Annotated in this window: 10 protein-coding genes; 9 read left to right on the top strand and 1 reads right to left on the bottom strand. The window is 73.7% G+C overall.

Translation table 11 applies throughout. The features are described 5' to 3' along the window. Window positions 1–111: 111 nt before the first annotated feature. The 8 genes from ACFWUY_RS14720 (at window position 112) to ACFWUY_RS14685 (ending at window position 11,294) form a co-directional block, all read left to right on the top strand. Complete coding sequence (locus ACFWUY_RS14720; protein ID WP_384107234.1) at window positions 112–1,167, top strand: methionine ABC transporter ATP-binding protein; 1,056 nt, start codon at window positions 112–114, stop codon at window positions 1,165–1,167. Next, window positions 1,164–1,832 carry a methionine ABC transporter permease gene (locus tag ACFWUY_RS14715; protein WP_384107232.1) on the top strand — a complete coding sequence of 223 codons (669 nt, stop codon included), beginning with the start codon at window positions 1,164–1,166 and terminating at the stop codon, window positions 1,830–1,832. The genes ACFWUY_RS14720 and ACFWUY_RS14715 overlap by 4 nt, the downstream gene beginning before the upstream one ends. Window positions 1,833–1,925: 93 nt before the next feature. After that, the gene (locus ACFWUY_RS14710; protein WP_384107230.1) at window positions 1,926–2,783 is read left to right on the top strand and encodes a MetQ/NlpA family ABC transporter substrate-binding protein; all 858 of its coding nucleotides are present in this window, start codon (window positions 1,926–1,928) and stop codon (window positions 2,781–2,783) included. Between the two features lie 184 nt (window positions 2,784–2,967). Next, entirely contained in the window at window positions 2,968–3,603 is a 636-nt protein-coding gene (locus tag ACFWUY_RS14705) for a GNAT family N-acetyltransferase (protein ID WP_384107228.1), read from the top strand. Window positions 3,604–3,673: 70 nt separating this feature from the next. Beyond that, window positions 3,674–4,936: a precorrin-6y C5,15-methyltransferase (decarboxylating) subunit CbiE gene (gene cbiE, locus ACFWUY_RS14700; RefSeq protein ID WP_384107226.1), complete on the top strand. Its 1,263-nt coding sequence runs from the start codon at window positions 3,674–3,676 to the stop codon at window positions 4,934–4,936. Window positions 4,937–5,241: 305 nt separating this feature from the next. Then, window positions 5,242–8,910, top strand: coding sequence for a nicotinate-nucleotide--dimethylbenzimidazole phosphoribosyltransferase (cobT, locus tag ACFWUY_RS14695; RefSeq protein ID WP_384107224.1), 3,669 nt, complete (start codon window positions 5,242–5,244; stop codon window positions 8,908–8,910). Between the two features lie 233 nt (window positions 8,911–9,143). Next, complete coding sequence (gene cobA, locus ACFWUY_RS14690) at window positions 9,144–10,376, top strand: uroporphyrinogen-III C-methyltransferase (RefSeq protein ID WP_384107222.1); 1,233 nt, start codon at window positions 9,144–9,146, stop codon at window positions 10,374–10,376. A gap of 99 nt (window positions 10,377–10,475) precedes the next feature. Beyond that, window positions 10,476–11,294 carry a TrmH family RNA methyltransferase gene (locus ACFWUY_RS14685; protein WP_384107220.1) on the top strand — a complete coding sequence of 273 codons (819 nt, stop codon included), beginning with the start codon at window positions 10,476–10,478 and terminating at the stop codon, window positions 11,292–11,294. A 12-nt stretch (window positions 11,295–11,306) separates the two neighbouring features. Here the strand turns inward: ACFWUY_RS14685 and ACFWUY_RS14680 are convergent, their stop codons facing one another. Next, complete coding sequence (locus ACFWUY_RS14680) at window positions 11,307–12,479, bottom strand: serine/threonine-protein kinase (RefSeq protein ID WP_384107218.1); 1,173 nt, start codon at window positions 12,477–12,479, stop codon at window positions 11,307–11,309. A 501-nt stretch (window positions 12,480–12,980) separates the two neighbouring features. Here ACFWUY_RS14680 and ACFWUY_RS14675 point away from each other — a divergent pair. Next, window positions 12,981–13,148, top strand: coding sequence for a hypothetical protein (locus ACFWUY_RS14675; RefSeq protein ID WP_384107216.1), 168 nt, complete (start codon window positions 12,981–12,983; stop codon window positions 13,146–13,148). Window positions 13,149–13,183 lie beyond the last annotated feature (35 nt).

The following is a 13,183-nucleotide window of genomic DNA, read 5'->3' as shown; positions in this document are numbered from 1 at the left end:
CCGCTGCCCGGCCACCCGCCGGACCGGCCCCCGTGCGCCTGACTGTCCGAAGACGAATGCCCCGTGCGTGACGGACCCCGCGTCGCGCACTCGACAGTGACGGAAACCCCTGTGATCACCACTTCGGGCCTGACCAAGGTCTACGAGTCGCGCGGCCGGCAGGTCACCGCTCTGGACGGCGTCGACCTCCACGTCCGCGAGGGCGAGGTGTTCGGCGTGATCGGCCAGAGCGGCGCCGGCAAGTCCTCGCTCATCCGCTGCGTCAACCTCCTGGAGCGCCCCACCTCCGGCACCGTGACCGTCGACGGCGTCGACCTCACCGCCCTCGCCGGGAAGGGCCGCCGCGCGGGCAAGGACCTGCGCCGGGCGCGCAGCAGCATCGGCATGGTCTTCCAGCACTTCAACCTGCTGTCCTCCCGCACGGTGAAGGACAACATCGAACTTCCCCTGGAGATCCTCGGGGTTCCCGGCGCCGAGCGTTCCCGCCGCGCCCTCGAACTCCTCGACCTCGTCGGCCTCGCCGACAAGGCCAAGGCCTACCCCGGCCAGCTCTCCGGCGGTCAGAAGCAGCGCGTCGGCATCGCCCGCGCCCTCGCCGGCGAGCCCAAGGTCCTCCTCTCCGACGAGGCCACCAGCGCCCTCGACCCGGAGACCACCCGCTCCATCCTCCAGCTGCTGCGCGACCTCAACCAGCAGCTCGGCCTGACCGTCCTGCTCATCACGCACGAGATGGACGTCGTGAAGACGATCTGCGACTCCGCCGCGCTGATGCGGCACGGCCGCGTCGTCGAGTCCGGCACCGTCGCCGAACTGCTCGCCACCCCCGGCTCCCAGCTGGCCGCCGAGCTCTTCCCGGTCAGCGGCGCCGCAACCGGCCCCGACCGCACGGTCGTCGACGTCACCTTCCACGGCGAGTCCGCGACCCAGCCGGTCATCTCCCAGCTCTCCCGCACCTACAACATCGACATCTCGATCCTCGGCGCGGCGATGGACACCGTCGGCGGCAAGCAGATCGGCCGGATGCGGATCGAGCTCCCCGGGCGGTACGAGGACAACGTCGTCCCGGTCGGCTTCCTGCGCGAGCAGGGCCTCCAGGTCGAACTCGTGGAAGAGGACGAGGCGCCGGTCGAGGCCGCGCCCGTACTGGTCAAGGAAGGTGCCAAGTGACCTGGTCCGAGATGCAGCCCCTGCTGGAGCAGGGCACCGTCGACACGCTCTACATGGTTCTGTGGGCGACCGTCGTCACCGTGCTCGGCGGCCTGCCGCTCGGCATCCTCCTCGTCCTCACCGACAAGGGCGGACTGCTGCAGAACCGGCCGGTGAACAAGGTCGTCGGTGCGATCGTGAACGTCGGGCGTTCGCTGCCGTTCATCATCCTGCTGATCGCCCTGATCCCCTTCACCACCTTCGTCGTCGGCACCTTCATCGGCCCGACCGCGATGATCGTGCCGCTCGCCATCGGCGCCATCCCCTTCTTCGCGCGTCTCGTCGAGACGTCGATCCGCGAGGTCGACCACGGACTCGTCGAGGCCGTCCAGGCCATGGGCGGCGGCATCCCCACCATCGTCCGCAAGGTGCTGCTCCCGCAGGCCCTTCCCTCGCTGGTCTCGGGCGTCACCACCACGGTCATCGTCCTCATCGGCTACTCGGCGATGGCCGGCGCGGTCGGCGGCGAAGGCCTCGGCTCCAAGGCCGTCACCTACGGATACCAGCGCTTCGACACCACCTTCATGCTGGTCACCGTCGTCGTCCTGGTCCTGATCGTGACCGTCGTCCAGCTCATCGGCGACGGAGTCGTACGACTCCTCGCCCGCCGGGGCCGCACCGCGTAACGGCCCCCCGGCTCCCCAGACTTCGTCCTTCGAAGAAACAGCCCGGACTTGTTGTCCAGGCGTCCACCGCACCACCGGAAAGAGGCACTCTTCGTGCGTAAGAACATCAGGCTCACCGCCGGTATCGCCGCCACCGCCGCCCTCGCCCTCGGCCTCAGCGCCTGCGGCACCTCCTCGGACCCGTCCTCCGCCAAGGACACGGCCGGCGCCGCCGACAAGCCCCTCGTCGTCGCCGCGTCCCCGACGCCGCACGCCGACATCCTGAACTACGTCAAGGACAAGCTGGCCGAGAAGGCCGGCCTGAAGCTGGAGGTGAGGGAGTTCACGGACTACGTCCTGCCGAACACCGCCACCCAGTCCGGCCAGGTCGACGCCAACTTCTTCCAGCACAAGCCGTACCTCGACGACTTCAACCAGAAGAACAAGACCACCATCGTCCCCGTGGTCAACGTTCACCTGGAGCCGCTGGGCCTCTACTCCAAGAAGCTCACGTCGGTGAAGGAGATCAAGGCGGGCCAGACCATCGCCGTCCCGAACGACACCACCAACGGCGGCCGCGCCCTCCAGCTGCTCGCCGAGAACGGCCTGATCACCATCAAGCCGGGCGTCGGCACCAACGCCAAGCTCTCCGACATCACCGACAAGAAGGGCCTGGAGTTCAAGGAGCTGGAGGCCGCCACCGTGCCCCGCGCCCTGAACGACGTGGACGCCGCCGTCATCAACGGCAACTACGCCATCGAGGCCAAGCTCTCGCCGGCGAAGGACGCCCTCGTCCTGGAGAAGGCCGACGGCAACCCGTACGCCAACTTCCTCGCCGTCAAGGAGGGCGACGAGAAGGACGCCCGCGTGCAGAAGCTCGCGAAGCTCCTCAACTCGCCCGAGGTGAAGAAGTACATCGAGGACACCTACAAGGGCTCGGTCATCCCGGCCTTCGGCGCCGTCGCCGAGTAGGGAACGGCTCCGGAGGAACCGTCAGACCGGTTCCCCCGTACAGTCCTTGTGCAGAAGGCCCCCCGTACCCCGTCCGGTGCGCGGGGCCTTCGCCACATCCCACCCGGCCATGCGCGTCGGCGGTCGCATGCTGCATGCTGTGCGTTCACGGTCGATTCGGACGGTCCACGGCATGGAGCTGCGCATGACTACCACCTTTCCGGACATCTCCATCAACACGGACCGGTTGGTGCTGCGCGCGCTCGAAGAGGCCGACGTCCCCGCTCTCACCGCGATGATGAACGACGAACTCGTCGGCGCCTGGACCGCGGTGCCCCAGCCCTTCACCGAGGCCGCCGCCCGCACCTGGATCACCGAGTACGCGCCGGGGGAACGCGCCGCCGGCCGGGGCATCGACCTCGCCGTCACCGAGTTCCTCACCCAGCGCCTGGTCGGCGTCATCCAGCTGGGCAACACCAACTGGCGCGTCCGCTCCGCCGAGATCTCCTACATCGTCGCCCCCTGGGCGCGCGGCGAGGGGTACGCCTCCGAAGCCGCGCTCGCCACCGCCCAGTGGCTCTTCGGCGACCAGAAGTTCGAGCGCCTCGAACTGCGGACCGCGGCCGACAACACCGCCTCCCAGCAGGTCGCCCAGAAGATCGGCTGCATCAGCGAAGGCGTCCTGCGCAACGCCTGCATAGCCCGTACCCGCACCGAGGACGGCGAGTGGACCGAACTGCGCACCGACTTCATCGTCTGGGGCCTCCTCCCCGAGGACCTCGACGGCGTCGCCGACCAGATGGCCGAGGCCGGATACTCCTCGTACACCGACTGGAGCTGAGCCCCGGCAGCCGACCCGGGGTACGCTCGGCACGCCCCCGACCTGCGACGACACCAGGAGACAGACGACCATGGCCGACCGCGTCACGGTGATCGGCTGGGACGGCTCGCCTCTCACCGCGGCGGCCCGGTCCGCGCTCGGTGCCGCCACCCTGGTGGCCGGCGCCGCCCACCACCTGGCGCTGCCCGAAGTGCCGCCCGGTGCCGAACGCGTCCGCCTCGGCAGCGTCGACCTCGCCGCCCGCCGCATCGCCGGCCACCGCGGCACCGCCGTCGTCCTCGCCGACGGAGACCCCGGCTTCTTCGGCGTCGTCCGCACCCTGCGCGCCCCCGAGCACGGCCTGGAGGTCGAGGTCGTCCCCGCCGTCTCCTCCGTCGCCGCCGCCTTCGCACGGGCCGGCATGCCCTGGGAGGACGCCCGGATCGTCGTCGCCCACCAGCGCACCCTGCGCCGCGCCGTCAACGTCTGCCGCGCCCACCCGAAGGTCGCCGTCCTCACCTCGCCCGGCGCGGGCCCCGCCGAACTCGCCCTCCTCCTCGACGGCGTCCACCGCACCTTCGTGATCTGCGAGGAGCTCGGCACCACCCGCGAACAGGTCTCCGTCCTCACCTCCGACAAGGCCGCCGACCACACCTGGCGCGACCCGAACGTCGTCCTCGTCATCGGCGGCGCCACGGGCGGCCCCCCGGCCGCCCCCTGGCTGATGGGCCAGGACCCCACCACGCGTCCCGTACGCGGCTGGGGCCTGCCCGCGGCGGAGTACGACGACCAGGGGTACGGCTCCGCCGACGGCCCCGGCACCCCCGGCCAGGACCGGACCGGCGCGGGCGAGGACCCGTCCCTGCGCGCCGCCCAGCTCGCCCGCCTCGGGCCCCGCGTGGGCGACCTCGTCTGGGACATCGGCTGCGCGGGCGGCGCCTTCTCCGTCGAGGCCGCCCGCTTCGGCGCCGCCGTCATCGCCGTGGACACCGACCCGGCGGCCTGTGCCCGCACCGAGCGGACCGCCCGCCGCCACGGCGTACTCCTCCAGACCGTCGGGGGCCGCGCCCCGCACGTCCTGGAGAACCTGCCCGAACCCGATGTCGTACGGATCGCGGCCGGCGGGGTCCCCGTCGTCACCGCCTGCACCGACCGGCGTCCCGAACGCATCGTCACCCACGCCTCCACCCGTGACGAGGCCGAGGCGATCGGCGCCGCCCTCGCCGACGGCGGCTACACCGTGGAGAGCCTCCTCCTCCAGACCGTCGGACTCGATCCGCACGACTGGTCGGAACGCGAGCGTTCGGTCGTCTTCCTGCTGTCCGGCCGCAGGGCCGACGTCCCCCACCCGTGACGGTGTCGCCCGCCGGGCGAGGTAGGCTGGCCGATTGTTGTACCGCATCCGGATGTTCGGCGCTTCGTTCGCCAATGTCCTGAATTAGTGGCCGCTTTGCGCCGCTGACGTGGTACGCGACCAGGGGGGACCGCGCGACGTGGCGCAGTCCACAGCCCGCCGTGACGAATCTCCCTGCCACGATGGCCGGGGGCCGCGACAATGTGTGGGTGTCCGCGTGTCCTTCGTGCCGCGCGGCGCGCGCGCTCGTTCTTGTCGACGGGCGCAGGTCTGAAGGAAGCACAAGCGATGGGCGAGGGGTACGCATGACGGACACCGGCCAGGTCCCGGGCGAGGGGCTGCCGGAGAACGCAGGCATGGTCGAGCAGCCGGGCATCCCCGCTCCGGGCGCGTACACCTTCCTGGACCCCTCCGGGCACACCACCGAGGACGACGACCTGCTGCTGATGCCGGGCGCCCAGGGCGCCTGGAGCGAGCACCCGCCGGGCGTCGCGCCCGCGCCGCCGGTCGCCGTGCCGCCCCCGCCGGCGGCACCCGCCGTCCCGAACCAGGCCGCGCCCCAGCAGGAGCAGGGCACGCCGCACGCGGCCGTCCCGCATCCGGCGGCCCAGGACGCGCAGGCCCCGCTGGGCGACCCGCTCACCGACCCCCTGCCGGACCCGCTGACGGACCCGCTGGACTCCGTCGCCCTGGGCGACGTACTGACGGCCCCGCAGAACCAGACCCCGCCGCAGGGCGTCCCGCTCGCGCCGCCCCCCGGCACCCCGCCGCACGGCGTTCCGGTGGAGCAGCAGTACGCGGGAACCCCCGCGCACGGCGTTCCGGTGGAGCAGTACGCGGGAACCCCCGCCCACGGGGTACCGGTGGACCAGTTCACCGGCACTCCCGCGCACGGCGTGCCCGCCCCGCAGGAGCCGGTCCACACCGACCACGGCTACGAGCCCGGCATCCTCGACACCGGCGCCCACGACACCGGCGCCCACGAGGCCGCCGGCCGCGACACCGGCTCCGTGGACCTCGGCGGCGTCCGCACGCCCCCGCCGGCCGCGGCACAGCCCCCGGCGCCCCCGCGTCGCCCGCTGCACATGGGTCCGCCCGTCCCCGAGGCCGGCGGCGTCGTGCTCTCGCTGGCCGACCGTGGCCCCGCCGCCGCGCCGGCCCCGGTCCCGCAGGCCGCCCCGGCCCCCGCCCCCGAGTCGCTCGTTGCCACCGGCCCCGCGCCGACGCCGGCACGGAACCCGGGCCCGCCGACCACCGGCCCCGAGTACTTCGACATCGCGCAGGACCAGCAGCTCGCGCCGCAGGGCGCCGAGCCGTGGGCCGCGCAGCCGCAGGAACCCGTGGCGCCGCAGGCCGAGGCACTCCCCGCAGAAACGGTCGTCCCGCCGACCGGCCAGTTCGTCCAGGTCGAGGGCAGCGTCCCGACGACCCCCCACCTGGCCCCGACCCCCGTGGCCGAGCCCGCCCCGGCCGCCGAGCCGGAGCAGCCGTCCGAGCCCGTGGCGGTCGCCGAGGCCCCGGTCGTCCCCGCCGAGACCGCCCCCGTGGCCCCGGTCGAGAGGACGGACCCCCAGGCGACCGTCCCCGCCCCGCGCGAGGGCGAGCCCGCCGCCGAGGCCACCGAGCCCGTGCCCGCGGAGGAGCCCGAGGCCGCGGCGGAGGAGCCCGAGGCCGAGCAGGCCCCGCGGGCCGAGGAACCGGAGTCCGTCACCGAGGCCCCGGCCGAACCGGTCGCGGCCACCGAGCCCCCGCTGGAGGAGCAGACCCCGGAGCAGAACCCCGAGGCGGCTCTTGAGGCGGCCCCCGAGGCGGCTCCGCAGACGGCCCCCGAGGACGCCTTCGCCCACGAGGTCCCGTTCGTTCCGGAGGAGACCCCCGCGGCCCTGCCCGAGCCGGCTCCGGAAGCCGAAGCCGAAGCCGAAGCCATGGTCACCACGCAGCCGGCTCCCGGCGACGAGGCGCCCCCGGCCGAGCCCGCGGAGGTCCTTCCCGAGCCCGCGGAGACCCTCCCCGAGCCCGTCGAAGCGATCGAAGCCGTCGAGCCCGTCGAAGCGACCGAGCCCGTCGAGCCCGTCGACATCGTGGAGGCCCCCGCTGCCACGGACGCCCCCGAGGCGCTCCCGCAGGAGCCTTCCGCCCCCGAAGCCGACCCGGCGGCCGCTCCGCTCGCCGACCCGACGGCCGAGCCGGCCCCCGCCGGGCGGAGCGAGGACGCGGAAGACGCCCGGCCCCCGGCGGAGTCGGCACCCGCGCCCGGCTACGACGACGCCGAGCGCGAGGCCGTCCTCCGCGTGATGCGCGAGCGCCGCGACATCCGCAACGGCTTCCGCTCCGACCCGATCCCGCACGAGGTGCTGCTCCGCGTCCTGGAGGCCGCCCACACGGCCCCCAGCGTCGGCCACTCGCAGCCCTGGGACTTCGTCGTCATCCGCTCGGCCGAGACCCGGCAGGCGATGCACGAGCTGGCGCAGCGGCAGCGCGAGGCGTACGCCAAGTCGCTGCCGAAGGCCCGCGCGAAGCAGTTCAAGGAACTGAAGATCGAGGCCATCCTCGACACCCCGGTCAACATCGTGGTGACCGCCGACCCCACCCGGGGCGGCCGCCACACCCTCGGCCGCTACACGCAGCCGCAGATGGCCCCGTACTCCTCGGCGCTCGCCGTCGAGAACCTCTGGCTCGCCGCCCGCGCGGAAGGCCTCGGCGTCGGCTGGGTCAGCTTCTTCGACGAGCGCGAGATGGTCCGCACCCTCGGCCTTCCCGACCACCTCGAAGTCGTCGCGTACCTCTGCGTGGGATACGTCGACGAGTTCCCCGACGAGCCCGAGCTGATGCAGGCGGGCTGGTCCAAGCGCCGCCCGCTCGCCTGGGTCGTCCACGAGGAGACGTACGGCCGCCGCGCCCTGCCCGGCGAGGAGCCGCACGACCTCCTCCAGGAGACCGTCGCGGGCATCCGCCCGCTGGACGCCAAGGCGCTCGGCGAGGCCTGGGAGCGCCAGAAGCGCATGACCAAGCCCGCGGGGGCCCTGGGCATGCTGGAGATCATCTCCGCGCAGCTCTCCGGCCTCTCCCGGATGTGCCCGCCGCCGATCCCGGAGCCCGCGGCCGTCGCGATCTTCGCGGGGGACCACGGCGTGCACGCCCAGGGCGTCACCCCCTGGCCGCAGGAGGTCACCGGCCAGATGGTGGCCAACTTCCTCGGCGGGGGAGCGGTCTGCAACGCGTTCGCGAACCAGGTCGGCGCCGAGGTCTGCGTCATCGACGTGGGCGTCGCCTCCGAACTCCCGGCCACCCCCGGCCTGCTGCCCCGCAAGGTCCGTCCCGGCACCGCCGACTTCACCACGGGTCCCGCGATGCCCCGCGAGGACGTACTGGCCGCGATCGAGGTGGGCATCGAAACGGCCCGCGACCTCGTCGCCGCGGGCAACAAGGCGCTCCTCACCGGCGAGATGGGCATCGCGAACACCACCGCGTCCGCCGCCCTGATCTCCGTCTACACCGGCGTGGATCCGACCGAGGTCACGGGCCGGGGCACCGGCATCAACGACGAGACGCACGCCCGGAAGGTGGACGTGGTCCGCCGCGCCCTCGACCTCCACAAGCCGGACCCGGCGGACCCGATCGGTGTCCTCTCGGCGGTCGGCGGCCTGGAGCACGCGGCCCTCGTCGGCCTGATCCTGGGCGCGGCCTCCCTGCGTACCCCGGTCATCCTCGACGGCGTCTCCACCGGCGCCGCGGCGCTCGTGGCCCGGGCCATCGCGCCCGAGGCGCTGGCCGCCTGCATCGCGGGCCACCGCAGCGCCGAGCCGGGCCACGTCGCGGCCCTCAACAAGCTGGGCCTGCGCCCCCTGGTCGACCTGGACCTCCGTCTCGGCGAGGGCACGGGCGCGCTGCTCGCCCTCCCGCTGGTGCAGAGCGCGGCCCGCGCGATGCACGAGGTGGCGACGTTCGACTCGGCGGGCGTCACCGAGAAGTAGCGCCGCGGACGCGTCCCCCACCCGCCCGGCGCGGTGGGGGACGCGCGCCCGCGCGTCCCACGGCCCCGAACACGGTCCCGGAGCGGTCCGTGACGCCGGAGAGCCGACCGGCGGGACATCCGTCACACCTTGCCCACCCCAGGTCACGGATATCGTGACTGTGTACGAGCCGCTCCACCGCCGCAGCGGCCCCCTCGTTCGCACCGCCACGCTCTCCGAGGAGCCGCTCACCCATGGCCGACACCGCCGACCACCCCGCCTACCCCGTCGGCCTGCGCCTGGCAGGCCGCCGCGTCGTCGTCCTCGGCGGCGGCCAGGTCGCCCAGCGCCGGCTGCCCGCCCTGATCGCCGCGGGCGCCGACATCACCCTGATCTCCCCGTCGGCCACCCCCTCCGTCGAGGCGATGGCCGAGGCGGGCGAGATCACCTGGATCAAGCGGCGGTACGAGGAGGGCGACCTCGCCGACGCCTGGTACGCCCTGGTCGCCACCACCGACCCGGCCTCGAACGCCGCCGCGTCCGCCGAGGCCGAGCGGACCAGGACCTGGTGCGTCCGCTCCGACGACGCCGAGGCGGCCACGGCCTGGACCCCGGCGACCGGCCGCGACGCGGGCGTCACGGTGGCGGTGCTCACCGGCCACGACCCCCGCCGCTCCGCCGCCGTCCGCGACGCGATCGTCGAAGGTCTCCGCGACGGTTCGATCGCCGCACCGGCGCACCGCTCCCGCACCCCCTTCGTCGCCCTGGTCGGTGGCGGCCCCGGCGACCCGGACCTGATCACGGTGCGCGGCCGCCGGCTGCTCGCCGAGGCGGACGTGGTCATCGCGGACCGCCTCGGCCCGCGCGACCTCCTGGACGAGCTGCCCCCGCACGTCGAGGTGATCGACGCGGCGAAGATCCCGTACGGCCGTTTCATGGCCCAGGAGGCCATCAACAACGCGCTGATCGAGCACGCCAAGGCGGGGAAGTCCGTCGTGCGCCTGAAGGGCGGCGACCCGTTCGTCTTCGGCCGCGGCATGGAGGAGGCCCAGGCGCTGGCCGCCGAGGGCATCGCCTGCACGGTGGTCCCCGGCATCTCCAGCTCGATCTCGGTGCCGGGCGCCGCCGGCATCCCGGTCACGCACCGGGGTGTGGCGCACGAGTTCACGGTGGTCAGCGGTCACGTCGCCCCCGACGACCCGCGCTCGCTCGTCGACTGGGCGTCCCTCGCGAAGCTCACCGGCACGCTCGTCGTCCTCATGGGCGTCGACAAGATCGGGAAGATCGCCGAGGCGCTCATCGCCCACGGCAAGAACCCTCAGACGCCGCTGGCCCTGGTCCAGGAAGGCACCACGGCGTCCCAGCGCCGGGTCGACGCCACCCTCGCGACGGTCGCGGAGACCGTCAGGGCGCGGGAGGTCCGCCCGCCGGCGGTCATCGTCATCGGCGACGTGGTCACGGAGGGCCCCGGCGAACCGGTGAAGTGACCGGACGAAGGGCGACGGCGGGCACCACCTGACCTAACCAGCGGTAACAAGCACCTCGCACACATTGGCACCACACCCCGGACAAGGCAGTATCACCCCGTGGCCGAACTCATCACGATCGACGACCCCGACGACCCGCGCCTGCGCGACTACACCGGCCTGACCGACGTCGAGCTGCGCCGCAGACGCGAACCGGCCGAGGGCCTGTTCATCGCGGAGGGCGAGAAGGTCATCCGTCGGGCGCGGCAGGCCGGGTACGAGATGCGGTCGATGCTGCTCTCCGCCAAGTGGGTCGACGTCATGCGGGACGTCATCGACGAGGTCCCCGCGCCGGTGTACGCGATCCAGCCGGACCTCGCGGAACGCGTCACCGGCTACCACGTGCACCGGGGCGCCCTCGCCTCCATGCAGCGCAAGCCGCTGCCGGACGCCGCGGAACTCCTGGCCGACGCCCGCCGGGTGGTCGTGATGGAGTCGGTGAACGACCACACCAACATCGGCGCGATCTTCCGCAGTGCCGCGGCCCTCGGCATGGACGCCGTGCTGCTCTCGCCGGACTGCGCGGACCCGCTGTACCGGCGCTCGGTGAAGGTGTCCATGGGCGCCGTGTTCTCCGTCCCGTACGCGCGCCTCGACAGCTGGCCGCGCGGCCTCGAGGCCGTACGGGAGGCGGGCTTCAAACTCCTCGCGCTCACCCCCGCGGAGAAGGCCACCTCGATCGACGAGGCCGCGCCGCACCGCCTGGAGCGGGTCGCCCTGATGCTGGGCGCGGAGGGCGAAGGACTGTCCACGCAGGCCCTGCGCGCCGCCGACGAATGGGTCCGCATCCCGATGGCCCACGGCGTCGACTCGCTGAACGTGGGCGCGGCGGCGGCGGTCGCCTTCTACGCGGTGGCGACGGGCCGACCGGAGTCCTGACCGCCGGCCGTCCTATCCCTGGAGGGCCTGGGCGGCGGCGATGCCCAGGGCCACCACCAGGGTCACCACCACGAAGACGAAGAGCCGCTGTCGCAGCAGCCGGGGGTTGGCGGGCCGGCGGCCCGTCGACGTCGTGCGGGCACCCGGCCGCGTCGCGGGACGACCCCCGGTGCGCGGCCCCGCGGAGGGCCGGGAGGACGGCCCGGGCCCACGGCCCTGGGAGCCGCGGTCGGCACCGCGCTCGGCGCCCCGCTCCGCTCCACGACCGGGCACGTCCCGCTCGGTGTACCGCTCGGTCGGCCGTACGGTGTTCCGCTCCTCGGCCCGTTCCCGCTGCACGGGCGGCCGCGAGACCGGCAGCCCCTGCGCCTCGCGCGCCGCGATCTCCTTGAGCCGCATCGACAGCTGGAGCGTGCTGGGACGGTCCTCCGGGTCCTTCGCGAGACAGGCCCGGATCAGCGGCGCCAGCGCGTCCGGCACCCCGTGCAGCTGCGGCTCCTCGTGCACCACCCGGTAGAGCATGACCTCGGAACTGCCGTGTCCGAAGGGGGAGTCGGACATCGCCGCGTACGCCAGGGTGGCGCCGAGCGAGAACACGTCGGTGGCGGGGGTGACGGCCGCTCCGCGCACCTGCTCGGGCGCGAGGAAGCCGGGCGAGCCGACGGCCGTGCCCACGTGGGTCAGGGTGCTGGCGCCGGTGGCCCAGGCGATGCCGAAGTCGATGATGCGGGGGCCCTTGGGGGAGAGCAGGATGTTCGAGGGCTTGAGGTCCCGGTGCACCACGCCGGCCTCGTGGACGGCGACGAGGCCCTCCGAGAGGGCCGCCCCGATGGAGGCGACGTCGGCGGCGCGCAGCGCGCCCTCCTCGGCGACCCGGTCGTGCAGCGAGGGCCCGGGCACGTACTGGGTGGCGAACCAGGGGCGCTCGGCCTCCAGGTCGGCGGCGACCAGCCGGGCCGTGCAGCCGCCGCGGATCCGGCGGGCGGCCGACACCTCGCGGGCGAACCGCGACCGGAACTCCTGGTCCTCGGCCAGGTCCGGCCGGATCACCTTCAGTGCCACCCGCTGGCCCCGCCGGTCGGACCCCAGGTACACGACGCCCATCCCGCCGGCCCCCAGCCTGCGGTGGAGCCGGAACGACCCGACGATCCGCGGATCCTCGCGCCGGAGCCGCATCATCGCCATGTCCGTCCCCTCGTCCGTTCGACGTGGCACAGCTTACGTAGTGGCGCCCGCGCGTGCTCATAGGCCGCGCCCTCGCACCGGGATCGATTGTCAGTGCTGAGGGGGACACGGGCCGGAGGCGCGGGGCGCCGTCCCGCTTCAACACCCATGCTCCGCAATCCACTTGACGAGAAGTCGAGGATCCCGCCCGAGGCCTCCCGAGGCGCGCCGGGGGTCCTCGGACCAGGGCGTTCGCGGGACGCCGCGAGAAGTGAGCCATGTCACGCCCGCGGTGGCTCTCCCCGGACCCCTCAGGGAAGACCCCGGGTTCCGCGCCCCCGTCTCCACCCAGGGGAGTACGCCGTGCGGGCGGCCGTCATCCTCCGGGAGGCCCGCAAGTCGGTACGAGGGCATGACGTCCCGGCGCTCTCCGCTCCCTAGTGTTGAGGTCAAGCGGCGGGTGCAGCACTCGTCCCCCGAGGTCACGTACCCGCCGCGCCAGAACACGACGGGAGAGGAACCATGGCTTACACGGCACCGCGGACGAGCACCCGGCCTTCGAGCCGACGGCACCCCTTGGTGGCCACCGCCATGGTCCTCCCTCTCGCGGCCCTGCTCGTGGTCGTCTTCGGCGGCTGGGAAGCGGTGGTCACACAGGCGTCGTCCGTGGGCGTGATGCTGGGGCGCTGAGCGGCGCCCCGGACCCGGGAGAGCGGCCCGGGTCG

Origin of the sequence: Streptomyces sp. NPDC058664, assembly GCF_042716635.1 — a bacterium.
Classification (GTDB): Bacteria; Actinomycetota; Actinomycetes; order Streptomycetales; family Streptomycetaceae; genus Streptomyces.
Note: the sequence above shows the minus strand (reverse complement) of the source record. Positions and strands in the feature narration are given on the sequence as shown.

Excerpts from the sequence above, each read along its gene's own strand:
- ACFWUY_RS14680 (WP_384107218.1), bottom strand. The coding sequence starts at position 12,479 with ATGGCGATGATGCGGCTCCGGCGCGAGGATCCGCGGATCGTCGGGTCG.
- cbiE (WP_384107226.1), top strand. The coding sequence starts at position 3,674 with ATGGCCGACCGCGTCACGGTGATCGGCTGGGACGGCTCGCCTCTCACC.
- cobA (WP_384107222.1), top strand. The coding sequence starts at position 9,144 with ATGGCCGACACCGCCGACCACCCCGCCTACCCCGTCGGCCTGCGCCTG.
- ACFWUY_RS14705 (WP_384107228.1), top strand. The coding sequence starts at position 2,968 with ATGACTACCACCTTTCCGGACATCTCCATCAACACGGACCGGTTGGTG.
- cobT (WP_384107224.1), top strand. The coding sequence starts at position 5,242 with ATGACGGACACCGGCCAGGTCCCGGGCGAGGGGCTGCCGGAGAACGCA.
- ACFWUY_RS14675 (WP_384107216.1), top strand. The coding sequence starts at position 12,981 with ATGGCTTACACGGCACCGCGGACGAGCACCCGGCCTTCGAGCCGACGG.